At 64.5% G+C, this 22,817-nt stretch carries 21 protein-coding genes; 7 read left to right on the top strand and 14 right to left on the bottom strand.

Features of this window, described 5'->3' with window-relative positions:
• Positions 1–5 precede the first annotated feature (5 nt).
• The 4 genes from ytfR to EXZ48_RS19790 all read left to right on the top strand — a co-directional run bounded on the left by ytfR (position 6) and on the right by EXZ48_RS19790 (position 4,323).
• Positions 6–1,526, top strand: coding sequence for a galactofuranose ABC transporter, ATP-binding protein YtfR (gene ytfR / locus EXZ48_RS19805; RefSeq protein ID WP_130517755.1), 1,521 nt, complete (start codon positions 6–8; stop codon positions 1,524–1,526).
• Complete coding sequence (locus tag EXZ48_RS19800; protein WP_130517753.1) at positions 1,523–2,548, top strand: ABC transporter permease; 1,026 nt, start codon at positions 1,523–1,525, stop codon at positions 2,546–2,548. Before ytfR ends, EXZ48_RS19800 begins: the two co-directional genes overlap by 4 nt.
• Entirely contained in the window at positions 2,545–3,513 is a 969-nt protein-coding gene (gene yjfF / locus EXZ48_RS19795) for a galactofuranose ABC transporter, permease protein YjfF (RefSeq protein WP_130517751.1), read from the top strand. The genes EXZ48_RS19800 and yjfF overlap by 4 nt, the downstream gene beginning before the upstream one ends.
• A gap of 87 nt (positions 3,514–3,600) precedes the next feature.
• Positions 3,601–4,323, top strand: coding sequence for a FadR/GntR family transcriptional regulator (locus EXZ48_RS19790; protein ID WP_037406640.1), 723 nt, complete (start codon positions 3,601–3,603; stop codon positions 4,321–4,323).
• A gap of 16 nt (positions 4,324–4,339) precedes the next feature.
• On the opposite strand, the gene EXZ48_RS19785 is transcribed toward EXZ48_RS19790, so the two are convergent.
• The 11 genes from EXZ48_RS19785 to EXZ48_RS19735 all read right to left on the bottom strand — a co-directional run bounded on the left by EXZ48_RS19785 (position 4,340) and on the right by EXZ48_RS19735 (position 15,024).
• A complete protein-coding gene (locus tag EXZ48_RS19785) occupies positions 4,340–5,044 on the bottom strand; it encodes a cytochrome c3 family protein (protein WP_278025897.1) in 705 nt (234 codons plus the stop codon).
• A gap of 2 nt (positions 5,045–5,046) precedes the next feature.
• A complete protein-coding gene (locus tag EXZ48_RS19780) occupies positions 5,047–5,538 on the bottom strand; it encodes a nitrate reductase cytochrome c-type subunit (protein WP_023514111.1) in 492 nt (163 codons plus the stop codon).
• Entirely contained in the window at positions 5,508–8,012 is a 2,505-nt protein-coding gene (gene napA / locus EXZ48_RS19775; protein ID WP_023514112.1) for a periplasmic nitrate reductase subunit alpha, read from the bottom strand. The genes EXZ48_RS19780 and napA overlap by 31 nt, the downstream gene beginning before the upstream one ends.
• Positions 7,987–8,271 (bottom strand): chaperone NapD, encoded by a 285-nt coding sequence (locus EXZ48_RS19770; protein WP_023514113.1) that lies wholly within the window; start codon positions 8,269–8,271, stop codon positions 7,987–7,989. Before EXZ48_RS19770 ends, napA begins: the two co-directional genes overlap by 26 nt.
• Positions 8,264–8,764 (bottom strand): ferredoxin-type protein NapF, encoded by a 501-nt coding sequence (napF, locus tag EXZ48_RS19765; protein ID WP_023514114.1) that lies wholly within the window; start codon positions 8,762–8,764, stop codon positions 8,264–8,266. Before napF ends, EXZ48_RS19770 begins: the two co-directional genes overlap by 8 nt.
• A gap of 9 nt (positions 8,765–8,773) precedes the next feature.
• On the bottom strand, positions 8,774–8,965 hold the full coding sequence (gene napE / locus EXZ48_RS19760; protein WP_023514115.1) for a periplasmic nitrate reductase, NapE protein: 192 nt from the start codon (positions 8,963–8,965) through the stop codon (positions 8,774–8,776).
• Positions 8,966–9,468: 503 nt separating this feature from the next.
• Entirely contained in the window at positions 9,469–10,458 is a 990-nt protein-coding gene (locus tag EXZ48_RS19755; protein ID WP_130517749.1) for a phosphotransferase enzyme family protein, read from the bottom strand.
• Positions 10,459–10,462: 4 nt separating this feature from the next.
• Positions 10,463–11,746: an aspartate aminotransferase family protein gene (locus EXZ48_RS19750; protein WP_050745633.1), complete on the bottom strand. Its 1,284-nt coding sequence runs from the start codon at positions 11,744–11,746 to the stop codon at positions 10,463–10,465.
• A 1-nt stretch (position 11,747) separates the two neighbouring features.
• The gene (locus EXZ48_RS19745; RefSeq protein WP_023512495.1) at positions 11,748–13,106 is read right to left on the bottom strand and encodes an aspartate aminotransferase family protein; all 1,359 of its coding nucleotides are present in this window, start codon (positions 13,104–13,106) and stop codon (positions 11,748–11,750) included.
• 11 nt (positions 13,107–13,117) lie between these two features.
• The gene (locus EXZ48_RS19740) at positions 13,118–13,771 is read right to left on the bottom strand and encodes an HAD family hydrolase (RefSeq protein WP_130517747.1); all 654 of its coding nucleotides are present in this window, start codon (positions 13,769–13,771) and stop codon (positions 13,118–13,120) included.
• A complete protein-coding gene (locus EXZ48_RS19735) occupies positions 13,768–15,024 on the bottom strand; it encodes a Tm-1-like ATP-binding domain-containing protein (protein WP_130517745.1) in 1,257 nt (418 codons plus the stop codon). The genes EXZ48_RS19740 and EXZ48_RS19735 overlap by 4 nt, the downstream gene beginning before the upstream one ends.
• Before the next feature lie 579 nt (positions 15,025–15,603).
• Here EXZ48_RS19735 and EXZ48_RS19730 point away from each other — a divergent pair.
• Positions 15,604–17,010: a pyridoxal-dependent decarboxylase gene (locus tag EXZ48_RS19730; RefSeq protein ID WP_050745637.1), complete on the top strand. Its 1,407-nt coding sequence runs from the start codon at positions 15,604–15,606 to the stop codon at positions 17,008–17,010.
• 62 nt (positions 17,011–17,072) lie between these two features.
• Here the strand turns inward: EXZ48_RS19730 and EXZ48_RS19725 are convergent, their stop codons facing one another.
• A complete protein-coding gene (locus EXZ48_RS19725; protein ID WP_130517743.1) occupies positions 17,073–18,551 on the bottom strand; it encodes an aldehyde dehydrogenase in 1,479 nt (492 codons plus the stop codon).
• A gap of 46 nt (positions 18,552–18,597) precedes the next feature.
• A complete protein-coding gene (locus EXZ48_RS19720; RefSeq protein ID WP_050745721.1) occupies positions 18,598–20,049 on the bottom strand; it encodes an APC family permease in 1,452 nt (483 codons plus the stop codon).
• A gap of 269 nt (positions 20,050–20,318) precedes the next feature.
• Between EXZ48_RS19720 and EXZ48_RS19715 the strand changes: the two genes are divergently transcribed.
• Positions 20,319–21,068 carry an IclR family transcriptional regulator gene (locus EXZ48_RS19715; protein WP_130517741.1) on the top strand — a complete coding sequence of 250 codons (750 nt, stop codon included), beginning with the start codon at positions 20,319–20,321 and terminating at the stop codon, positions 21,066–21,068.
• 15 nt (positions 21,069–21,083) lie between these two features.
• Here EXZ48_RS19715 and EXZ48_RS19710 read toward each other — a convergent pair whose 3' ends face one another.
• Entirely contained in the window at positions 21,084–21,548 is a 465-nt protein-coding gene (locus EXZ48_RS19710) for an Lrp/AsnC family transcriptional regulator (RefSeq protein WP_023512977.1), read from the bottom strand.
• Positions 21,549–21,673: 125 nt separating this feature from the next.
• On the opposite strand from EXZ48_RS19710, the gene alr reads away from it, so the two are divergent.
• Positions 21,674–22,807, top strand: a complete 1,134-nt coding sequence (alr, locus tag EXZ48_RS19705) for an alanine racemase (protein ID WP_130517739.1) — start codon at positions 21,674–21,676, stop codon at positions 22,805–22,807.
• Positions 22,808–22,817 lie beyond the last annotated feature (10 nt).

Raw genomic sequence — 22,817 nt, 5'->3', positions numbered from 1 at the left:
GGATCATGCAGCCTGCCAGTTCCTACATTCTCTCGGCGACGGGGATCGACAAGATCTTCCCAGGCGCCAAGGCACTGAGCCGCGTCGATTTCTCTCTGCGGCGCGGCGAGGTGCATGCGCTGCTCGGCGAAAACGGTGCCGGCAAGTCGACGCTCGTCAAGTGCCTCACCGGCGCCTATCGCCGGGATGGCGGACACATCCTCGTCGATGGCGCCGACGTCGATCCGCAAAGCACGCTGGAGGCCCAGAACCTCGGCATCGGCACCGTCTACCAGGAAGTGAACCTGCTTTCGAACCTGACAGTCGCCGAGAACCTTTTCCTCGGTCGTCAGCCAAGACGTTTCCGTCTTATCGACACCCGCGAGATGAACCACCGGGCGAGAGCGCTGCTTGCCGAATACGATCTTGACATCGACGTCACCGCCGAGCTCGCTGCCTATTCCGTCGCGGTACAGCAGGTCGTCGCCATCGCCCGCGCGGTCGACCTGTCGGGCAAGGTGCTGATCCTCGACGAGCCAACCGCCAGCCTCGACACGCACGAAGTGGCGATGCTGTTTGGCATTGTGCGTCGGTTGAAGGCCCGCGGCCTCGGCATCGTCTTCATCACCCACTTCCTCGAGCAGGTCTACGAGATTTCCGACCGCATCACCGTGCTGCGCAACGGCCAACGCGTCGGCACACGCGAGACGGCAGACCTGCCGCGCCGCGACCTGATCGCCATGATGCTCGGCCGCGAACTGGTGCAGGAAGTTTCGGCTGAACATGGCGCAAAGGCCGAGGCCCGCGCGGTCCGCTTCCGCTTCCGCAATTTCGGCCGCAAGGGCCATATCCAGCCGTTCGACCTCGATGTCGGCGCCGGCGAGGTCGTCGGCATTGCCGGCCTGCTCGGCTCCGGCCGCACGGAAACCGCCGAGATCCTCTTCGGCGCCGAGCGCGCCGACAGCGGCACGGCGGAGGGCGACGGCCGGGCACTCGACCTCTCATCCCCCCGCGCCGCCATCCGCGAGAAATTCGGCTTCTGCCCGGAAGACCGCAAGATCGACGGCATCATCGGCGACCTCTCCGTGCGCGAAAACATCGCACTCGCCCTCCAGGCCCGCCGCGGCTGGGCGCGGCCGATCAGCCGTGGCGAACAGGACCGGCTGGCGGACCACTACATCAAGGCGCTCGACATCCGCACGAGCGATCGGGAGAAGCCGATCAAGCTGCTTTCCGGCGGCAACCAGCAGAAGGCGATCCTCGCCCGCTGGCTCGCCACCAACCCGGACTTCCTCATCCTCGACGAGCCGACGCGCGGCATCGATGTCGGCGCGCATACGGAGATCATCCGGCTCATCGAATCCCTCTGCGAGAAAGGCATGTCGCTGATCGTCATCTCCTCCGAACTCGAAGAGCTGGTCGCCTATTCCAGCCGCGTCATCGTGCTGCGCGACCGGGCGCATGTCGCCGAACTCACCGGCAGCGCGGTCACCACGGACGGCATCGTCGAGGCGATCGCTACCTCCACCGGGAGGATCGACGCATGAACACGACCGTGAAAACCTACGCCATCAGGCTCTTTCCGCAGATCGCGGCGCTCGCCATCATCCTCCTGATGGTGTCGATCGCCTTTCCGGACTTCTTTCGCCTCGAAATGCAGAACGGCCGTCTCTATGGCAGCGTCATCGACATCCTCAACCGCGGCGCGCCGGTGGCGCTGCTGGCGATCGGCATGACTATCGTCATCGCCACCAAGGGCATCGACCTGTCGGTCGGCGCCATCATGGCGATCTGTGGGGCAGTGGCCGCCGCCTGCATCACGGAAGGTTACGGGCTGGTGGCGACGCTCACCATCACCATCGGCACAGGACTTCTCTGCGGCCTGTGGAACGGCGTCCTCGTTGCCGTGCTCGATATTCAGCCGATCATCGCGACCCTGGTGCTGATGGTCGCCGGACGCGGCATCGCCCAGCTCATCACCGAAGGGGCGATCCTCACCTTCAACGATGCCGGTCTCATCTTCATCGGCAGCGGCTCGTTTCTCGGCCTGCCCATGCCGATCGTCATCTGGCTCGTCTTCGGCCTTGCCGTGGCCATGCTCGTGCGCCGCACGGCGCTCGGCATGCTCATCGAGGCGCTCGGCGTCAACCGGCGCGCCTCCACGCTCTCGGGCGTCTCCACCGGCGTGCTGCTGATCGCCGCCTATGTGCTCTCGGGCCTCTGCGCCGCCCTCGCCGGCATCATCGCCGCCGCCGATATCCGTGGCGCGGATGCCAACAATGCCGGCCTCTGGCTGGAGCTCGACGCGATCCTCGCGGTCGTCGTCGGCGGCACCTCGCTGCTCGGCGGGCGCTTCTCCATCGCCGCCTCGCTGCTCGGCGCCCTCATCATCCAGTCGATCAACACCGGCATCCTCTTGTCCGGCTTCCCGCCCGAGTTCAACCTGATCATCAAAGCGGCGATCATCGTTCTGATCCTCGTCATCCAGTCGCCGCGCGCACAGTCGGCCTTCGTCTTCCTCTCCCGCGCGCAGGCGGCGGCAAGCAAGACCGGCGAGGAGACGAAATGAACCCGCGTTATCTTCCCCTCACCGCTACGATTGCGATCTTCCTCATCGCCTATGCCGTCTGCTTCGCGCAGTACCCCAACATGCTGTCGACGCGGGTGATCGGCAACCTCCTGACCGACAATGCCTTCCTCGGAATCGCGGCGGTCGGAATGACCTTCGTGATCCTGTCGGGCGGCATCGATCTATCGATCGGTGCGATCATCGCCTTCACGGGCGTGCTTCTCGCCGTGCTGTTGCAATCGACGGCGATCCATCCGCTTGCCGCCTTCGTGCTGGCGCTTCTCGTCACCACCGCCTTTGGCGCTTTGATGGGTGCGATCATCCATCACCTCGAAATGCCGCCCTTCATCGTCACGCTCGCCGGCATGTTCCTGGCGCGCGGCATGGCCTTCGTGCTGTCGATCGATTCCATCCCGATCAAGCACCCCTTCTACGCTACCCTGAAGAGCGTCTACTACAAGCTGCCCGGTGGCGGGCGCATCACCCTCATCGGCGGGCTGATGCTCCTCGTCTTCGCTGCCGGCATTCTGATCGCCCACCGCACCCGCTTCGGCGCCAACATCTACGCGCTCGGCGGCGGCACGGCGACGGCACGGCTGATGGGCGTGCCGATCGGGCGCACGACGGTGATGATCTATGCCCTTTCCGGTTTTCTTGCAGGGCTTTCCGGCATCGTCTTCTCGCTCTACACCTCTGCCGGTTATTCGCTTGCCACCGTCGGCGTGGAGCTCGACGCGATCGCCGCGGTCGTGATCGGCGGCACACTGCTGACCGGCGGCTCCGGCTTCGTCGCCGGCACATTGGTCGGCATCCTCATTCAGGGCCTCATCCAAACCTACATTACCTTCGATGGATCGCTGTCGAGCTGGTGGACGAAGATCCTGATCGGCCTGTTGCTGTTCGCCTTCATCCTGCTCCAGAAGGGCCTGATCCTCGTGGCGGATCGGCGGAGGCAACATGCCTGAAACGCATCCTGCCGCCTTCGCCCGTATCCGAAACCCCGACGGCTAGGCGGGGACGAACCGGTGCGCAAGAAGGGCCTGCTCGAAACGATGATGAACGGACCCGTGGCCAGCACCAGCCACTCGCAGGTCGTGGGCGAACTCGGCAGGGCGATCGTCGCCGGCGAATTTGCGGTTGGCGCCACGCTGCCGGGCGACGCGGAACTCGAGGCCCGCTTCGGCGTCTCGCGCACGGTGCTTCGCGAAGCGATGAAGACGCTGGCAGCCAAGGGGCTCGTCGTTCCCCGCGCCCGCATCGGCACGCGCGTCACGGCAAAGACCCAGTGGAACCTCTTCGACAGCGACATTCTTACCTGGCACTTCGCCGTCGGTGTGGACGAGCAGTTCCTCGTTCACCTCAGCGAGATCCGCCTCGGTTTCGAGCCACAGGCCGCCGCCCTCGCCGCCCGCCACGCGAGCGAGACCGACATCAACCAGATGATGCTGCTTGCCGTCGCCATGGGCGATCCGGCCCACACACCGGAAACCCTGGCGCTCGCCGATCTTCGTTTCCACCTCAGCGTGATCGACGCCGCGCGCAATCCTTTCATGCGTACGGTGGGCAGCCTCATCGAGGCAGCGCTGGCCGGCATCTTCAAGCTCTCTTCGCCCGCCGCCGACCAGATCAAGATCGGCGACGTCGCCGCGAGCCATATGCGTATCGTCGAGGAAATTCGCCGGCGCGACGAAGACGGCGCCCGGCGTGCCATGGAAACGGTTATCCGCGTCGGCCGCAACCGCCTGACGGACACGCTGGCGCGGAAGCAGCCGTAGCGCTCAAGTCCCGCCATTAGAACGTCATTGCCCCATGCGCGCTTGCCACCGCCTTGCGCAAGTCCTCGATCGCGCCGTTGGATGCCGTGGGACGCTCCTTGCCCTCCAGCTCGCGCGGCATCTTCCAGCCGGGATCGACGCCTTCCATGTTGGGCAGTTCGTGAGCGATACCCTTGTGGCAGTCGATGCAGGTCGCCTTGCCGGGCAGGAGGAACTTGGCATGGATGTCCGCCGCACGCTGGGTCTGCTTGGTGAAATCCATCGCCACGGACGAATGGCAGTTGCGGCATTCCAGACTGTCATTCGCCTTCAGCCGCGCCCATTCGTGCTGGGCAAGCTCCAGCCGCTTGTCGAGGAATTTCTCGCGCGTGTTGATCGTGCCGAAGATCTTGCCCCAGACCTCCTTCGATGCCTGCATCTTGCGGGCGATCTTGTCGGTCCACTCATGCGGCACATGGCAATCCGGACAGGAGGCACGCACGCCGGAGCGGTTGGTGAAATGCACCGTATTGGTTAGTTCCTGATAGACGTTGTCCCGCATCTCATGGCACGAGGTGCAGAATGTCTCCGTGTTCGTCAGCTCCAGCGCCGTGTTGAAGGCACCCCAGAACATGACCCCGCCGACAAAGCCGCCAAGCGTCAGGAAGGCGAGGCTGAGCGTTGCCGCGGGCGTGGTCAGCATGGTCCAGACCCAAGCGATCAGTGCCTTGATGCGCGCCACCATCACTCGCTTCCCGCCTTTGTGACACCCATCTCGCTCATGTCCTTGAACGTGTTCTCGACGAGCGGCTTCCTGTCGGCCTGCGGCACATGGCAGGCGGTGCAGAAGTAGCGCCGCGGCGAGACGTCCGCGAGCATCTGGCCCTCGCGCGTCATGTAGTGGGTGATGCTGATCATGGGCGCGCCGGCATCCTGCGAGAATTCACGCTTGTGGCAGGAAAGACAGCGGTTGGCATTGACCGACAACTGGTAGCCGTCGATCGAGTGCGGGATGACCGGCGGCTGTTCCGGGTAGGCGCGCATGCGCCTGATATCGTCGACGATCCATTTCGGCAGGGGATCGGCCGGCAGGGTCTGCATCGCGTCCCCCTGCGGGCCGGAAAGCTGCGGCACCATCTGCGCCATGGCCCCGGTGGCAAGCACCGCAACGCCGATCGCGGCGAAAATCCATCCGGGGCTCGGGGTCAGGCGACGGGTTCGATCTTGACTGCGCATTTCTTGAAATCCGTCTGTTTCGAGATGGGGTCGGTGGCGTCGAGCGTAACCTTGTTGATGAGCTGGCTGGCATCGAACCACGGCACGAAGATCACGCCCGGCGGCATGCGGTTGCGCCCGCGCGTCTCGACGCGCGAGCGGATCTCGCCGCGCCGGGAGATGATGCGGATTTCCGATCCCTGGTTGAGGCCGCGCTTGCGCGCATCGTCGGCATTCATGAAGCAGCGCGCGCCGGGGAAGGCCTTGTAGAGCTCTGGCACGCGCATGGTCATCGAGCCGGAGTGCCAGTGCTCCAGCACGCGGCCGGTGACGAGCCAGGTGTCGTACTCGTTGTCGGGGGATTCGGCCGGCGGCTCGTAGGGCACGGCGATAATCGCCGCCTTGCCGTCCTTGTTGCCGTAGAATTTCACCCCTTCGCCGGCCTTCACATAGGGATCGTAACCCTCACGGTAACGCCACAGCGTCTCCTTGCCGTCGACCACCGGCCAGCGCAGGCCGCGCACCTCGTGATAGGTGTCGTAAGGCGCAAGATCGTGGCCATGGCCGCGGCCGAAGGCGGCATACTCCTCGAACAGCCCCTTCTGCAGGTAGAAGCCGAACTGCTGCGCCTCGTTGTTGGCGTGGTCGGGACTGATCTCGCTGACGGGAAACTTCGCCACATCGCTCTCGGCAAACAGCACCTGGTAGAGCGTCTTGCCCTTGTAGGCGGGGTTGGCCGCCAGGATCTCCGCTGGCCAGACCTCGTCCGTGGTGAAGCGCTTGGAGAACTCGACCATCTGCCAGAGATCGGACCGCGCCTCACCCGGCGCTTGCACAAGCTGATGCCAGACATGGGTTCGTCGCTCGGCATTCCCGTAGGCGCCCTCCTTCTCCACCCACATGGCGGCTGGGAGGATGAGGTCCGCGCTCATCGCCGTGATCGTCGGATAGGCATCCGACACGACAATGAAGTTCTCCGGGTTGCGATAGCCCTTGTAGGTCTCGTTCGAGGTGTTCGGACCGGCCTGGACGTTGTTGTTGACCTGCACCCAGTAGAAATTGAGCTTGCCGTCGCGAAGCATGCGGTCCTGCTGGACGGCGTGGTAGCCGGGCTTTTCCGGGATGAGCCCGTGCGGCACGCGCCAGATTTCTTCCGCATGTTTGCGGTGTTCCGGGTTCGTCACCACCATGTCGGCCGGCAGGCGGTGGGCGAAGGTTCCGACCTCGCGCGCCGTGCCGCAGGCCGACGGCTGGCCGGTCAGCGAGAACGGGCTGTTGCCGGGCTCGGAGATCTTGCCCGTCAGAAGATGGAGGTTATAGACCATCTGGTTCGCCCAGACACCGCGCACATGCTGGTTGAAGCCCATGGTCCAGAGCGACATGACCTTGCGGTCCGGGTCGGCATAGAGCTCGGCGAGTTGCTTGAGGAAGCCGGCCTCGACGCCGGTCATCTCGACCGCCTTTTCCAGCGTATATTCGGCAACGAAGGCCTTGAAGGCTTCGTAGTCCATCGGTTCCGTCTTGCCCGGATCGGCGGAATTGGCCGCCTTGACCTCCACCGGGTCGTCCGGCCTGAGGCCATAGCCGATATCGGTGACGCCGCGCACGAACTTCGTGTGGTTGCGTACGAAATCCTCGTTCACCCGGCCGGACTGGATGATGTGGTTGGCGATATAGTTGAGGATCACCAGGTCCGTGCCCGGCTTGAAGACCATCGGGATGTCGGCAAGGTCCATGCTGCGATGGGTGAAGGTGGACAAAACGGCCACGCGCACATGCTCGTTGCCAAGCCGCCGGTCGGCGATGCGCGTCCACAGGATCGGGTGCATCTCCGCCATATTCGAGCCCCAGAGCACAAAGGCATCGGCATGCTCGAAGTCGTCGTAGCAGCCCATCGGCTCGTCCATGCCGAAGGTGCGCATGAAGGCGACGGCGGCAGAGGCCATGCAGTGGCGGGCGTTCGGGTCGAGATTGTTCGAGCGGAAGCCGGCGCGCATCAGCTTGGTCGCGGCATAGCCCTCGAAGATCGTCCACTGACCGGAACCGAACATGCCGACAGCGGTTGGCCCCTTTTCCTTCAGCACCTTCTTGGCCTGGTCGGCCATCACGTCGAAGGCCTCTTCCCAGGTCACCGGCTCGAACTCGCCGTCCTTGGCATAGACGCCGTTTCGCTTGCGCAGAAGCGGCGCTGTCAGGCGGTCCGTACCGTACATGATCTTCGACAGGAAATAGCCCTTGATGCAGTTGAGACCGCGATTGACCTCAGCCTGCATGTCGCCGTGCGTGGCGACGACCTTGCCCTCCTTGACGCCCACCATGACGCCGCAGCCGGTGCCGCAGAAGCGGCAGGGCGCCTTGTCCCATTTGATCTCCAGCGCGCTCACCCCGCCCGGAACCGGCTGGGCGGCAGCAGGCAGCGCGATGCCTGCCGCCGCCGCCGCAACGCCCGCCGCCTGGGCCTTCAGGATGTCACGCCGCGTCAGTTCGCTGCCCATGCACCTCGTCCTCTTCCAATTCGACATGCTCGAAAACCATGTTCGCCGCGATCACGCCGTCGAGGACGGAGATGCGCATCAGCGTATCCCCGAGCACACCGGTGTTCGGCCCCTCTATGACGACGACGATCTTGCCTTTGTCCGCACCGTGCACCTCGACATTGTCGATGGTCGCAAGTGTCGCCAACACGCTGTCAAGCGCGCCCAGCTTCGTGGCGACCACAGCGCTGGAGATATGATGGCGCCGCTGTTCAGACATGGGCGGCCTCCGCGCCTCGCGGCGCGGTCGCAACCGCGCCGACGGGACAGACGGAAATGCAGGCGCCACAGCCCGTGCAGGACTCGGCCGTCAGCTCCGGCACGAACGGCCCGCCACGCACCGGCCGAAAGCGAATGGCGCCGGTGGGACAGGCGTCACGGCAGGCCTGGCAATCAACCCCCTGGAACGGCAGGCAGGAAGGCCCGATGGCAACGGCATGATCGAAGCGGGCGGCAAGCCCATCGGTGAACACCGGCTCGGGACAGCTTTGCGCGCAGGCGCCGCAGAAAGTGCATTCCGCCACGGAAAAATCGAGAAGAGGCACCCCATCGACAAGACCGACAATGCCGGTCGGACAGTGTTCGACGCATTGCCCGCAGCCCGTGCAGGCTGCAAGCCCGCCTTCCGCAATCCCGGGCGGGCGAATACCGGCGACCGCGGCGCGCCTGCCACCGCTCAGAAACATCCGCCTGGAAAGGACTTGCTGCGTCATGACCGTCCCTCAATGACCGGGCGGACCCGGCGGGCCGTAGAGGATCTGAAACATCCAGACGAGGAAACCATAACCGCCGACCACACCGACAGCGACGATCGGCCAGATGCCGAAAGCAAGGACAAAGAACGTAACAAGCTCCCGTCGCCGTCGAGATACGGGTTGTTGCGGCGTCAGTTGTTCCGGGGCGACCTCAGACAAGGAACATGTCCTCCGATACCATTCAGTGCCGCAATACTAGCATTGCCCCCCTGAAAATAAAGTGAAATAAATATTTCTATTTTACTCAAGAATACTTTTGCGCAATATCAATTGTCGATATATTCGCACAGATATAACGATTCAAAAAATTTCTTATAAAATGAATGAAAAATACAGAATTAAATGTCACGATCCAAGGCAAATATTAGACATTTATCATTTCAGAGGAAAAACTATTCGCGGGGAAACAGGGTTTCTGGCCTGTCTTGGAGGAGCACGTCGCAGCTGCACCCCGGCAAACATCCGCCAGGCAGGGTGGCCATTCCGAATTCGCCCCCACGCATATTTCACCTCGCGGGTGCTCGTGGTGCCAGAAGGACAGGAGGCTGGACGTTGGAGCAACGCTTTTGCTGTCGCACGAATCCGCAGGCCGACTGAAGCCAGCGACGTTTCCATTCACGGCAATCCCGCTGATCGCATCGATCGGCGAGGGCACGCGCTCTTCAAACGCGAAGATCGTTCGCGAGCGTTTCGATGTCGCCGAGATACCGCCGCAAACGGGCGGGATTGTCGGGAAGCTCCGGTCGCGCGGCCGCCCAGCCGATATAGGTGAGCGCGCGCAGCAGCAGGAACAGCGGCAGGTGCTGGAAATCCGGTTCCGCCTGCGGCCGGACGGCAGTGTAGCCTTCCAGCAAGGCCCCGCGCAGCTGCGGGTAGTCCGGCTCGTGCCGGTTGCGCAGCAGCGCGGTTGCCAGATCGAACAGCCGGAAACCGAAGCCGCAGTCGTCGAAGTCGATGAAGGCGACTGCGCCATCCGCCACGAGGACGTTTTCGCGCACGAGGTCGGCATGGATCAGGCCGTAGTCCAGACCTGGCGCCAGCGCCGAAAGCCGCGGCAGCAGACGGTCCCGCAGGCGCGCAAGGTCATCCCGCTGCGTCGGCGCAAGCAGCGGGCAATCCCAGAACCGGCCCCAGAAGGGCGATTCCCCCAGCAACCCTTCGACATCCCAGGCCGGGCGCTCAAATCCCGCCGCCCGCACGAAACCATCGGCTACGTCATGAAGGCGCGCCATTTCCTGCCCGATGACGCGAAAGAGCACCGGCAGGTCGCGGCCGGTACGCGGAAGCGGAGCTCCGGTATCGCCGAGCGGCTCGCCCTCCATCCAGCCAATCAGATCGGCATAGTGCGGAGCAGAGCTCTCCGGAGAAGGCAGGACGGCGAGCAGGCTGCCATCCGCCGCGGCGATCGGCAGCGGCACGGCGATGCCTCTCTCACGCAGCACCGCCATGAAGGCGAGTTCGGAGGCAAGCGCCACGGGCGAATGATAAGCAGGGCGGTGCAGCCGCAAGGCCGCCGGACGGCCATCCCTCAGGCGGACCTTGAAGACCGCGTTCTCGCGGTATTTCAACAATTCAGGCACCTGGTCCGGCAGGTTCCAATGCGCAATGGCGCTCGCCGCCCGTGCCGTCAGGGTTGCGATCATGTCGTCCATCGCGTCACAGCCCACCCAGCACGTCGTCGAGCGCCGCCAGCATCAAATCGGCATTCTCCCGGGAGAAGGGCATGGGCGGGCGGATCTTTGTGGCGTTCTGGTGGATGCCGAGCTTGCCCATCAGCACACCACGCTCGCGCATGCCGTTGACGACCCGCGTGGCGATGTCCGAGGCGGGCGTCTTTTCCTGCCGGTCAAGCACCAGTTCGGCCCCGAAGAACAGGCCGCTGCCGCGCACATTGCCGATCAGCGGGTGTTTGTCCGCCAGCTTCTGCAACCCCGCACAGGCATAGGCGCCGACATGAAGCGCGTTCTCCTGCAGCTTCTCCTCCTCCAGCACGTCGAGCACGGCCATCGCCGCAGCGCAGGAGACCGGATTGCCTCCAAAGGTGTTGAAGTAACGAAACGCCTTTCGAAACGCATTCAGCGTTTCGGATGCGGCGACGACACCACCGACCGGATGGCCATTGCCCATCGGCTTGCCGAGGGTGACGATATCAGGGAGGATGCCGGCCTTCTGGTGCCCCCAAAGGTGGGTGCCGGTGCGGCCGAAACCGGGCTGCACCTCGTCGCAGATGACAAGGCCCCCGGCCTTCCTTGCCGCCGCGACGGCGGGCGCCAGGAAGTCTTCCGGCAAGTCCGGAAAACCCTCATTGGCGAAGAACGGATCGATGATCAGCGCGGAAAAGCCGAAGGGACTTTCCTGCAGCGAGGCGATTGCCGCCTCCACCGCAGCGGCCCAGGCCTCGGCAAAGGCCTTGCCGCCCTCCCCGCCGAGCGGACGATAGGCATCCGGCGCCGGCACATGGCGGACGTGGCCACCGTAGCCGCCGACCGGCGGCATGCGCGTCGACAGCTGCGAGACCGCCGTCGTGTTGCCATGATAGGTGAAATCGGTGGCGATGACGCCCGTCCTGCCGGTCACCGCCTGCGCCATGCGCAAGGCCACGTCGTTGGCCTCGCTGCCGGTACAGGTAAGGATGGCCGTGTCGAGGCTTCTGTCGAAGGTCGCCGTCAGCCGCTCGACATAGTCAAGAATCCCTTCATGCAGGTAGCGTGTGTGGGTATTGAGCGTCGAGGCCTGCCGGCAGATCGCCTCGACCACCCGCGGATGGCAATGGCCGACATGCGGCACGTTGTTGTAGCAATCGAGATATTTGCGCCCGTCCGCATCCCACAGAAAGACGCCCTCGCCTCTGACCAGATGCACCGGGTCGTCGTAGAAGAGCGACATGTTGCGGCCGAGCAGCTGCTCGCGGCGGGCGCGCAGGGCTTGTGCGCCGGTCATTCTAGCGCCCTTCCGCCGCACTGAGGCCGGCATCCAGCGCCGAGACGATCTTCTCTACATCAGCGGCCGTGATGACGAGCGGCGGCGAGATGATGACATTGCTGCCCGACGTGCGGACCATCACGCCCTCATCATAGGCAACATCGTAGACCTTCTGCACCACATCCTTGGCGGCTGCACTCTTCTTCTGGCGGTCGGAGACGAGCTCCAGCGCCGCCATCAGCCCCTTGCCGCGCACATCGCCGACCAGTTCGTGTTTGGCCTTCAGCCCCTCAAGACCGGCGATCAGCTCGACACCGCGTGCGGCCGCATTGGCGGCGGTGTCGACGCGGGCGGTTTCCTTCAGCGTCGCCAGTGCCGCCGCCGCGCCGACCGGATGGCCGGAATAGGTATAGCCGTGACCGATGGCGCCGAAGGAGTCCTTGTTGGCTTCGAAGGCATTGGCAACCTTGTCGGCGATCATCACCGCACCGAAGGGGAAGTAGCCGTTGGTGATCGCCTTGGCGGTGGTCATCATGTCGGGCTTGACGCCCCAGCCGCGCGAGCCGGTCCAGGCGCCGGTGCGGCCGAAGGCGGTAATGACCTCGTCAGCGATGAGGAGAATGCCGTGCCTGTCGCAGATGGCGCGCATCAGCGGCATGAAAGTCTCGTGCGGCACGATGACACCGCCGGCGCCGAGCACCGGCTCCATGATGAAGGCGGCGATGGTGTCGGCGCCCTGGAAGGCAATCTCGTCCTCGAACTGGCGGGCGATCGCCTGGGCGATTTCAGCCGGGTCGCTGGTGTTGAAGGGGTTGCGATAGGGATAGGGCGCGGCAAGATGGAAGACGCCGGGCAGCAGCGGCTCGTAGTTGCGGCGGAAATTGGCGTTGCCGTTGACCGAAGCGCCGCCGAAATGCGTACCGTGATAGCCCTTCTTCAGCGCCACGAACTTGGTGCGTTCCGGCTGACCGTTGATCTTGTGGAACTGGCGCGCGAGCCTGAGTGCCGTCTCGACGGAATCCGAGCCACCCGAGGTGAAAAAGGCGCGGGTAAGGCCGTCCTCCTTGAAAAACGCCGCCAGCTCATAGGACAGCTCTATCAGCGGCGAATTGGTGGTGCCGCGGAAGGTGGAATAATAGGGCAGTTCGTCGAGCTGGTCGCGGATCGCCTTCTTCACCGGCTCGCAGGAATAGCCGAGGTTGACGTTCCACAGGCCACCGACGGCATCCAGCACCGTCTTGCCGTGGATATCCACCACCGAAACGCCCTCGCCTGCATTGATGATGCGCGGGGGCTTGGCCTGCATTTCGGCCGGATGCGCCATGGGGTGCCAGAGATGGCGGGCGTTGTTCTCGATCAGGAAGTTGGAATCGCGCATGGGATATCCTTTCAAAGTCCAAGCATGTTCAGCGCCTGCGCGTAGCTTTCGGCAGGCCGGGTCACGTCGAAATGCACATGGGGAAGGCCGATGGCCACCGCACCCTCTATGTTCTTCTTCTGGTCATCGACGAAGACACAGTCGGCGCGGGCAAGCCCCAGTTCCGCCAGCACCTGTTCGTAGGCGCGTGGATCGGGCTTCAGGATCTTCGTGTATGTCGCATCGACGATGACATCGAAAAGGTCGATCAGCGGAAAGCGCTTGCGAAAGCTTTCGCCGTAGAAAAGGTCGAGTTCGTTGGAGAGGATGGCGAGCTTCAGCCCGGCCGCCTTGGCTTTCAGGATCGCATCGTGCGCCTCGGGGCGCAGGACAAGCTCGGGATCCGCCCCGCGCGCCCGCTGCACGAAGGTCTTCATGTCCGTCCAGTCCTCGCCGAGCAGCGCGCCGACCTCCTGCGTGCGCGTCATCCAATAGTCGCGCTCGGTGATTTCTCGCGCCTGCAGCGATACCCACAGAGGGTCGGTAGCGGGGTCGAACGGACCGCGCCAGGTCAGCGTGCCGGCCGGAAGGCCGAGCGTCCGCTCGGTAACGTCGTGCGTTTCGAACAGCGTGCGGGTGACGACACCGCCGAAATCGAGGATCAATGCCCGCTGCGCTTCCGTCATGCCGCCTGCCCCTTCTCGACGATGCCTTCGGCGACCCAGCGGTCGAAAACTTCCAGCGCCCTTACGGCGAAGTCAGGAGCATTGATGTGCGCATCGACCTCTTCGAAGGCGACCGAGGCCGGCATGGCACGGCGCATCTCGTCGAGGAAGGCATCCAGCGCATCCGGTTCATGCAGCGGCTCGCCCTCCCGGTCCCATTCCTGGATGCCTTGCGTCGGCAGCAGGAAGGCGACCGGCGCACTCGCGCCTCCCAGCTTGGCGGCGACCACGCGGGCAACTGCGCGGCGCTCATCGGGCGAGACGGTGACGGAGGCGATCAACCGATTGTGTGCATGATATGGCCGGCCGGCGAAACGATCCGGCGTCTCCTGCCAGGCGGGCATATCCACCATATCGACCGCGCCGGGCGCGACAATCTGCGGAATGCCGGCGCGGCCTGCATTTTCCATACGGTCCGGCCCGGAGACGGCGACCGAGCCGTTCTGCGCATTGGTCACTTCCTGGACGCAAAAATCGAAGACGGCGGCAAAGCCCCGCTGCGCCGCGACCGCCTCATAGGCACGCCCGCCCATGCCTGTGGAATGGAAGACGGCAACGTCGTAGCCGCGCCGCTCCAGCTCCGGCTTTAACACCTTCATATAGCTGAGGCAGGAGGAGCCGAGCGAGGTCATGCCGACCAGCGGGCGCTGGCGGCCGGGCCGCTCACCAGCCTTGGCAGCGCCGACGACCGCGCCCGACGCCTGCGACAGCACCGCCCGGCAGATCGGATTGAGACCATAGAGCCCACCCGCCCACAGGATCATCATCAGGTCGGGCGCGATGCGCTCCGGCGGCAGGAGATGGGAATAGGCGATGGTGGAGACGATGAACTTCGGCACGCCGAGCGGCAGCACGGCTGCGACATCGAGCGCAAGGTCGGTGCCGAGCGAGCCACCAAGCGCGATCATGCCGTCCACCGCTCCTGCATCAGAGAGCCGGCGCACCAGCGCCGCCGCGCCCCTGGCCATCAGCGCCATAGCGGTGTTCTCGTCGCCGCTGCCAGTGATCGCCTCCATGGTGGTGCCGGCGGCGGCGGCGATGTCATGCTTGGAATGGCCCGGCACATAGGGCGGGTCGCCGAGCACGCTGACATCGACCAGAACGGGAACGCCACCGGCCTTGCCGATGACCTCGGCCATAAACAGCAGTTCCTCGCTCTTGGTGTCTCCGGTGCCGATCACCAGAATATGGGGCAGACGGGCGCTGGCGCTCATCGACCATTCCTCCTCGATTGAATGGCGGAACCGACCTTCCGGCCGACCTGATAGAATGCATTGGAACCAACCGATGCGTGGCCCGGCGCCCGGCGCCCCTGCACGAGAAGATACCCGGCGCCCGCTATCCGCGTCAGCCCCCTCCCCACGTCCTTCACGGACATGGCTTCCCGACCCATGCTGGCTGTGGCACTCATACCCGTTCTCTCCCCGTCAAGCCCGGCTCCCCTCAGGCGCTGTCGCGCGGTGTCACGACAGATACTTAACATGCGAATTAATCTGGCAGGAAGTTTGATCGTTTGCAAGTCTATATTTGAAGCTATGGTTTGTATAATGAACCGTTGGAATCCGTTCTACTTCTCCGATCCAGGCTCCTTCAAGCGGAAGCGACCAAAGGGACGCGGCCGAAAACCGGGGCACTCTTGACAGAAATTACCCCTTGATTAACGTGTTAATTAACCTCAATCCGGCACATCTGCCCCGGCGCATATGCGCGCCTATTGGCACAACATGCCGACAAGACATTGCAAATCGCAGGGCAAGCATCGAGAAATGCGCAACGCAAACAGGGAGCAAGACATGGATAGCGAGGAATTCCGCCGGTGGTCGCGCACGGTAGCCGATTGGGGCGCCGACTACCGGGCGGGCCTGCGCGACCGGCCGGTGCGGGCGCAGACGAAGCCTGGCGACATCGCCAGGCAGATCGCCGATACGGCCCCGGAAGGGGGCGAGGCGATGGAGGCGATTTTCGCGGATTTCGAGCGCATCATCCCCGATGGCCTCACCCATTGGCAGCACCCGCGCTTCTTCGCCTACTTTCCTGCCAATGCCGCGCCCGTTTCGGTGATCGCCGATTATCTCGTCACCTCCGTCGCGGCCCAATGCATGCTCTGGCAGACGTCGCCCGCCGCCACCGAGCTTGAAACGCGGGTGGTCGACTGGCTGCGCCAGGCGCTCGGTCTGCCGGATGGCTTTTCCGGTGTGATCCAGGATTCCGCCTCCACCGCGACGCTCGCCGCCGTGCTGGTCATGCGCGAGAAGGCACTCGGCTGGAAGGGCAACAGCGAGGGACTGGCGGCGCACGGCGCGGTGCGCGTCTATGCCTCGAAACAGGTGCACACCTCGATCGACCGGGCGATCTGGATTGCCGGCATCGGCGAGGCGAACCTCGTGCGCATTCCGACCAAGGGGCCGCTCAACGGCATGGACCCCGAGGCGCTCGACGCCGCGATCCGCGCGGACCTTGCCGCCGACCACGTCCCGGCCGGCATCATCGCCTGCACCGGCGGCACCTCCATCGGCGCCTGCGATCCGATCGGCGATGTGGCAACAGTGGCAAAGGCACATGGCCTCTACCTGCATGTCGATGCCGCCTGGGCGGGTTCGGCCATGATCTGCCCGGAATTCCGCAGCCTCTGGGAGGGCATCGAGGCCGCCGATTCCATCGTCTTCAATCCGCACAAATGGCTCGGCGCCAACTTCGACTGCTCGGTGCAGTTCATCCGCAGTCCCGAGGACCAGGTGCGCACGCTCGCCATCCAGCCGGAATACCTGAAGACGCACGGCCATGACGGCATCATCAACTATTCCGAATGGTCCGTACCGCTCGGACGGCGCTTTCGCGCGCTGAAACTGTGGTTCCTGATGCGCTATCATGGCCTTGAAGGCCTGCGCACGATGATCCGCAACCACGTCGCCTGGTCGAGGGAACTGGCGGAGCGGCTTGCCGGGGAGCCGGATTTCGAGATCGTCAGCGAACCGGTGCTCTCGCTCTTCTCCTTCCGCCACACGGGCGGCGCAGAGGCCGACCAGCACAATATCGCCCTCGTCAACGCCATCAACGACGACGGACGTATCTACCTGACACAGACCCGCGTCGATGGACGCATCGCCATCCGTTTCCAGGCTGGCCAGTTCGAGATGACCCGCGACGACGCGGACACCGCCTTCGCGGTCATTACGGAAATCGCCCGCTCGCTGACATGACATGCGTAGGAGCCCGGCGTGTCCTTACGGACAGCCGGGCTCCTACGCAAAATCGTGGGGACTTAAAGCTGGATCCAGGCCGTCTTCAGGTCGAGATACTTGTCCAGCGTGTGCAGGGATTTGTCGTGCCCGTTGCCGGACTGGCGCACGCCGCCGAGCGGCACCGTGTTGTCCGCCCCGCCATAGGTGTTGACATGCACGACACCAGCACGGATGCCGCGCACCATGCGATGCGCCCGTGACAGATTGGCGGTCCAGACGGCAGAGGCAAGGCCGAAGTCCGTGCCATTGGCGATGCGTAAAGCCTCATCCTCGCCGTCGAAGGGGATGATGGAGAGGATCGGTCCGAACACCTCCTCGCGGGCAAGCGTCATGCCCGGCGTAACGTCGAAGACGGTCGGCTGCATGTAGAAGCCGCCGGTCTCGGCAAGGATACGCTTTCCACCGGTGCGCAGCCGGGCGCCCTCGGATAGCGCCTGTTCGCCAAAGCCGAGATTCTTGCCAAGCTGCGCCTCGCTGGAAATGGCACCGGCCTCGGTGGTCAGCAACAGCGGATCGCCGACCGTCATCGCCGCGGCAACCTCCGCCACCTTCTGCGAAAACGCCTCCGCAATGGAACGCTCGACGAGCAGCCGCGAGCCGGCCGCGCAGACCTGCCCCGAATTGCGGAAGATGCCATAGGCCGAGACCTTGGCCGCGCGGTCGAGGTCCGGTGCATCGGCGAAGACGACGTTCGGCGATTTACCACCGAGTTCAAGATAGACGCGCTTCAGGTTGGAGCGGGCGGAATATTCCAGGAGGCGCCGGCCGACGGGGCCGGAACCGGTAAAGACCAGCACGTCGATGTCCGGATGCAGCCCCACCGCCTCACCCGTAACCGCACCACGACCGGTCACGACGTTCAGCACGCCTTCCGGCAGCCCCGCCTCGGCGCAAAGGGCAGCGAGGCGCAGCAGCGTCAACGAGGCAGCCTCAGCCGGCTTCAGCACGATGGAGTTGCCGGCAGCGAGCGCCGGGGCGATCTTCCAGGCGCCGATCATCAGCGGAAAGTTCCACGGCACGATGGCACCGACGACACCGACCGGCTCGCGGTGGACGAGGCCGAGGATGTCGCCGGCCGTCGGTGCGATCTCGCCATAGATCTTGTCGATCGCCTCGCCATAGTAACGGAACGTGCCAGCGGCGCTGCCGGGCTCGGCCTTCAGTGCCATGGAAATCTCGGTGCCGTTGTCCCGCACGCCGAGCACGGCAAGCTCCAGCGCGTGTTGCTCGATCAGGTCGGCGATCTTCAGCAGCACCCGCTTGCGCTCGGCCGGCGCCGCCTTTGCCCAGCGCCCCCTTTCGAAAGCGGTACGGGCGGCTTTTACCGCCCGGTCCACATCGGCCGCACCGGCGTCGGCAATCGTCGTCAGCGTGCGCCCGTCGATGGGCGAGACGACATCCAGCATCGCGCCATCCGCCGGGTCCTGCCAAATGCCGTTTATAAACAGCGCCTGCGGAGCGACCGCCAGATTGCGGAGTGCGTTGATCTTTTCCTGCATGGTCTTTCCTCAAAGGGCTGGTGGCGCCGAAGCGCCACCCCTGGTCTCACACTTCCCGGCGGACGCCGAGCCGGGCAAAGGCGCCGGCATCGCCAGCCTTCAGGCGCAGGGCGCAAAGGAGGCCGATGATCGCGGCAATCAGCACAAGGCCCGGCAGGAACACGGCAAGCGGTCCCTCCGCACCGGCCAGGGCGCCGAAGTTCGTTGCGATATAGAACACCAGCGCCAGCAGGATGAGGCCCGTCAATACCGGCAGCACGGTCGTGACGATCCGGTTGCCTTCGAGGCCCGGATTGCGGCCGAAGAAGGCGACGATGGCGAAGGCAGTCAGCGCCATCAGGAGAATGATCGCCAGCGTGCCGACATTGGTGAGCCAGGAGAACAGCGCCAGCACCGGATCCTGCCCCGTGAAGGCGAAGAGCGCCACGACGAGGACGGCGATGATCGTTTGCACGACCGAGCCGGCATGCGGGCTCTGGAACACCGGATGGGTGACGCCGAGCGCCTTGGGCAGCAGACCTTCGCGGCCGGCGACATAGAGATAGCGGGCAACGCCATTGTGGAAGGCGACGACGCCGGCAAAGAGGCTGGTGATGAAGAGAATGCTCATGATGGTGGTGATGCCGCCGCCGACATAGCGATCCGCGAGGCCGAAGAGGAAGGTGGTCGGATCGGCAAGGCCCTGGATTTCCGGCACCAGCTTGTCGACGCCCGCGCCGTTGACCATCAGCCAGGAGGTCAGCATGTAGAAGAGGCCGATGATCAGCACGGAGATGTAGGTGGCGCGCGGCACGGTCTTTTCCGGCTCGCGGGCCTCCTCGCTGTAGATGGTCGTCGCCTCGAAGCCGATGAAGGCGGCAAAGCAGAACAGGATGCCAATGGCCGGCGTCCCCGAGAAGAAGGCTGACGGCGTAAAGGGCGCAGCGGAAAGGCCACTGTCGCCGCCCTTTACGAGGATGGCCGCATCGATGACCAGCACGACCAGATATTCGAGCACGACGAGCACGGCGAGCACGCGGGCGGAAAAGTCCACCCGCCGGTAGCCGAAGACCGCAACGAGGGCGATGCCGATGTAGGTCCAGACCCACCAGGGCAGGTCGAGGCCATAGCCGGCGAAAAAGCCGGCCGTTGCCGCCCCAAACAGGCCGAAGATGCCGATCTGCATGGCATTGTAGGCGAGGATGGCAATCAGTGCGGCAGCGCCGCCGGCGAGACCGCCGAGGCCCTGCGCCGTATAAGCATAGAAGGCGCCGGCATTGCTGATATGCCGGGCCATGGCGACATAGCCGATGGCAAAGAGCAGCAGCACCGTCGTTACGAAGGCGAAGGTCAGCGGAATGCCTGGGCCGTTGCCCAGCATCATCGACAGCGGCACGCCGCCAGCAACCGCCGTCAGCGGCGCAGCCGCGGAGACGACGAGGAATGTGACAGCCCCGACACCGAGGCTGTTCTTGCGCAACTGGTTCGCGCCGCCAGACGGCACGCTGTGTTCTGTCATGATCTTGCTCCCATCCTGGCGGCTGCCCTCATGTATCCGGCGGCCGCGTGTCCGATGCCGCGCCAAAAGCGACGGCGGTTCCCACGAAACATTTTCCTTGTGGTTCATTATTTGAACCGTTATTTTAATTATAGATTTGCAAAAGCCAGTTCCGGCGTCAAGTTATTTCTCATGTTAAGTATCTCGACTTGTCGGGCGTGCGAAACAGGAGCGGTAACGGAGAGGACGAACGTTCGCAGGAGACTGGCATTACACTGCGGAGCGCATGCATGAGCACCATCGGAAAGGCCCTTTCCCTCCTCGATCTGATTTCCGAGCTCGACAAGGATATCGGCCTCAGCGACCTCGCGCGGCTTTCCGCACTCGACAAGGCGACCGCGCGACGCTTTCTCGTGGAACTCGAAAGGCACGGCTTCGTGGAACAGGACGAAGATACGCGCCGTTATCGCCTCGGCGCGGCGCCCATCCGGCTGGCGCGCCTTCGCCAGGCGCGTTTCCCCTTCGTCGCCGTGGCTGCCCCTTTCGCCAAGGCGCTGGCGGAACAGGCCGGCGAGACGGTGCACTTCTCGGAGTTTTCCGGCGGGCGGCTCTCCACCATTCATGTTGAGGATTCGTCGCAGGCCCACCGTGTGATCGTCGAACCCGGGGCTGTGTTGCCCCTCCATGCCACCGCCTCGGGTCTCGCCTATCTCGCCTTCCTTCCGCCCGACGAGATCGACCGCGCGCTGGCGCGGCCGCTGGAACGCTTTTCAGCCGAGACCGTCACCGACGCCGGAGCCGTGCGCACGCTCCTGCGTGAAACGCTGGAGCGTGGCTATTCGATCAGCCAGCAGGGGTTCGAGATCGGCGTCATCAGCGCCGCAGCACCGATCCTGACACCCGGCGGGCGGCCAGTGGGCGCGCTCGCCGTGGCAGCGCCGACCGCGCGCGCCGACCTTGCCCGCATGCAGGAGATCGGCCGGAAGGTCGCCACCGCCGCCCGCGGCATTGCGGAGAAATATTATGGCAACCGGACCTGACAGACGACAGGCCGTCTATCGCCGCCCGCGTGGCCGCGTCGCCAGCACGTTGCGGATCGCGAAGCTCGAATGGATGCGTGAGACGCCCGGCATGGCCGAGAGGATTTCCTTGTGGATGCGCTCGAACTCGCCGGCATTGGCCACCTCGACACGCAGCAGGTAATCCGAACCGCCCGTCATCAGGAAACATTCGCGGATTTCCGGGTGTTTGCGCACCGCCGCCTCGAAGCGGTCGAGGTGGTCCTCCGTCTGTCGTTCCAGCGTAATGTTGATGATGACGGCGATCGTCGCCTCGACATTCGATGTGTCCACCAGCGCTGTATAGCCGCGAATGACACCCGCCTTTTCCATCAGCTTGATCCGGCGGAGGCAGGCAGACGGCGACAGGCCGACATCGGCCGCAAGGCTGGCATTGCTCATGCGCGCATCGAGCCGCAGGAGCCGGAGGATGTTGCGGTCGATCGCATCGAGGGCAGCCATGGCAGATCATTCCAAATCGTCATCGTTTCGTTCAAAAATCATGCTTTGGCACAACAATCAATCGCTGATTCCTCGGTAATTTCACGATCGTTTCACTAGGCTTCGCACACTTGAGGGGGCTTGGGATGGACGGTGGATTGCAAAGCAACAGAAGCGGCGCTACGGCGGTGATCGACGGTGCATCAGGCTATCTGAGCATCGATCTCGGCGCCCTCGCCCGCAACTACGAAAAGCTTGCCGCAGAGGTCGCCCCGGCACGCGCTGCGGCCGTCGTCAAGGCAGATGCCTACGGGCTCGGCGCCGGCGAGGTAGCAGCAAAACTCTACGCCCACGGCTGCCGGCATTTCTTCGTTGCCCAGTTCGTCGAAGCGCGTCGCCTGCGCCCGCTTCTGGCGGCCGATGCCACGGTCTTCGTGCTGAACGGCCTGCAGCCCGGCAACGAAAGTGCCTGCGCCCGCGAAAACATCGTGCCGGTCGTCAATTCGCTGGAGCAGTGGCATGCGTGGAGCGGCACCGCGAAAGCCTTCGGCCGCACGCTGCCGGCGGTGCTGCAGTTCGACACCGGCATGTCCCGCCTCGGCGTGCCACCGGAGGAGCGCGCGGCGCTCGCCAGCCTCGTCACTGCCGGTGGCGGCATCGACGTCCTGTTCCTGATGAGCCACCTTGCCTCCGCCGACGACCCCGCCAGCGGGCAGAACGGCGACCAGCGCGCCGAGATGGATCGCGTGGCGGCGGAATTTCCCGCCTACGACGTCTGCTTTGCCAATTCGGGCGGCATCTTCCTCGGCAAAGACTATCACGGCGTGCTCGCCCGTCCCGGTATCGCGCTCTATGGCGGCGCGCCGACCGGCGGGCGGGCGAACCCGATGGAACCGGTCGTCAGGCTCGACGTTGCCGTGGTGCAGACCCGCAGCGTGCCCCCAGGCACACGCGTCGGCTACAGCGCCACCCATGTCACGGCCGGCCCGACACGCCTTGCCACCATCGCCGCCGGCTATGCCGACGGCCTGCCGCGCAGCCTCTCGGGCCGTGGCGCCGCCTATTGCGACGGCGTGCGCCTGCCCATAGTCGGCCGCGTATCGATGGACAGCATCACCATCGACATCTCCGCCCTGCCGGAGGGGCGCCTTGCCCTGGGCAGCCGCGTCGAAATCCTCGGCCCGCACCAGAGCCTGGAGGACGTGGCGCGCGATGCCGGCACCATCGCCTATGAAATCCTGACCGGCCTCGGTCACCGTTACCAGCGGCAATACCGCTGAGCCTGTTTCT

Source organism: Shinella sp. JR1-6, from assembly GCF_004284735.1.
Taxonomy (GTDB): domain Bacteria; phylum Pseudomonadota; class Alphaproteobacteria; order Rhizobiales; family Rhizobiaceae; genus Shinella.
The sequence above is the reverse complement of the archived record's forward strand: the minus strand, read 5'-3'. Positions and strand labels throughout refer to the sequence as shown.

Coding starts and splice junctions, on each gene's coding strand:
- ytfR (WP_130517755.1), top strand. CDS start 6: ATGCAGCCTGCCAGTTCCTACATTCTCTCGGCGACGGGGATCGACAAG.
- EXZ48_RS19800 (WP_130517753.1), top strand. CDS start 1,523: ATGAACACGACCGTGAAAACCTACGCCATCAGGCTCTTTCCGCAGATC.
- EXZ48_RS19740 (WP_130517747.1), bottom strand. CDS start 13,771: ATGACGGAAGCGCAGCGGGCATTGATCCTCGATTTCGGCGGTGTCGTC.
- EXZ48_RS19750 (WP_050745633.1), bottom strand. CDS start 11,746: ATGACCGGCGCACAAGCCCTGCGCGCCCGCCGCGAGCAGCTGCTCGGC.
- EXZ48_RS19730 (WP_050745637.1), top strand. CDS start 15,604: ATGGATAGCGAGGAATTCCGCCGGTGGTCGCGCACGGTAGCCGATTGG.
- yjfF (WP_130517751.1), top strand. CDS start 2,545: ATGAACCCGCGTTATCTTCCCCTCACCGCTACGATTGCGATCTTCCTC.
- EXZ48_RS19725 (WP_130517743.1), bottom strand. CDS start 18,551: ATGCAGGAAAAGATCAACGCACTCCGCAATCTGGCGGTCGCTCCGCAG.
- EXZ48_RS19710 (WP_023512977.1), bottom strand. CDS start 21,548: ATGGCTGCCCTCGATGCGATCGACCGCAACATCCTCCGGCTCCTGCGG.
- EXZ48_RS19790 (WP_037406640.1), top strand. CDS start 3,601: ATGATGAACGGACCCGTGGCCAGCACCAGCCACTCGCAGGTCGTGGGC.
- EXZ48_RS19715 (WP_130517741.1), top strand. CDS start 20,319: ATGAGCACCATCGGAAAGGCCCTTTCCCTCCTCGATCTGATTTCCGAG.
- EXZ48_RS19745 (WP_023512495.1), bottom strand. CDS start 13,106: ATGCGCGATTCCAACTTCCTGATCGAGAACAACGCCCGCCATCTCTGG.
- alr (WP_130517739.1), top strand. CDS start 21,674: ATGGACGGTGGATTGCAAAGCAACAGAAGCGGCGCTACGGCGGTGATC.
- napF (WP_023514114.1), bottom strand. CDS start 8,764: ATGACGCAGCAAGTCCTTTCCAGGCGGATGTTTCTGAGCGGTGGCAGG.
- EXZ48_RS19720 (WP_050745721.1), bottom strand. CDS start 20,049: ATGACAGAACACAGCGTGCCGTCTGGCGGCGCGAACCAGTTGCGCAAG.
- EXZ48_RS19735 (WP_130517745.1), bottom strand. CDS start 15,024: ATGAGCGCCAGCGCCCGTCTGCCCCATATTCTGGTGATCGGCACCGGA.
- EXZ48_RS19780 (WP_023514111.1), bottom strand. CDS start 5,538: ATGCGCAGTCAAGATCGAACCCGTCGCCTGACCCCGAGCCCCGGATGG.
- EXZ48_RS19755 (WP_130517749.1), bottom strand. CDS start 10,458: ATGGACGACATGATCGCAACCCTGACGGCACGGGCGGCGAGCGCCATT.
- napA (WP_023514112.1), bottom strand. CDS start 8,012: ATGGGCAGCGAACTGACGCGGCGTGACATCCTGAAGGCCCAGGCGGCG.
- EXZ48_RS19770 (WP_023514113.1), bottom strand. CDS start 8,271: ATGTCTGAACAGCGGCGCCATCATATCTCCAGCGCTGTGGTCGCCACG.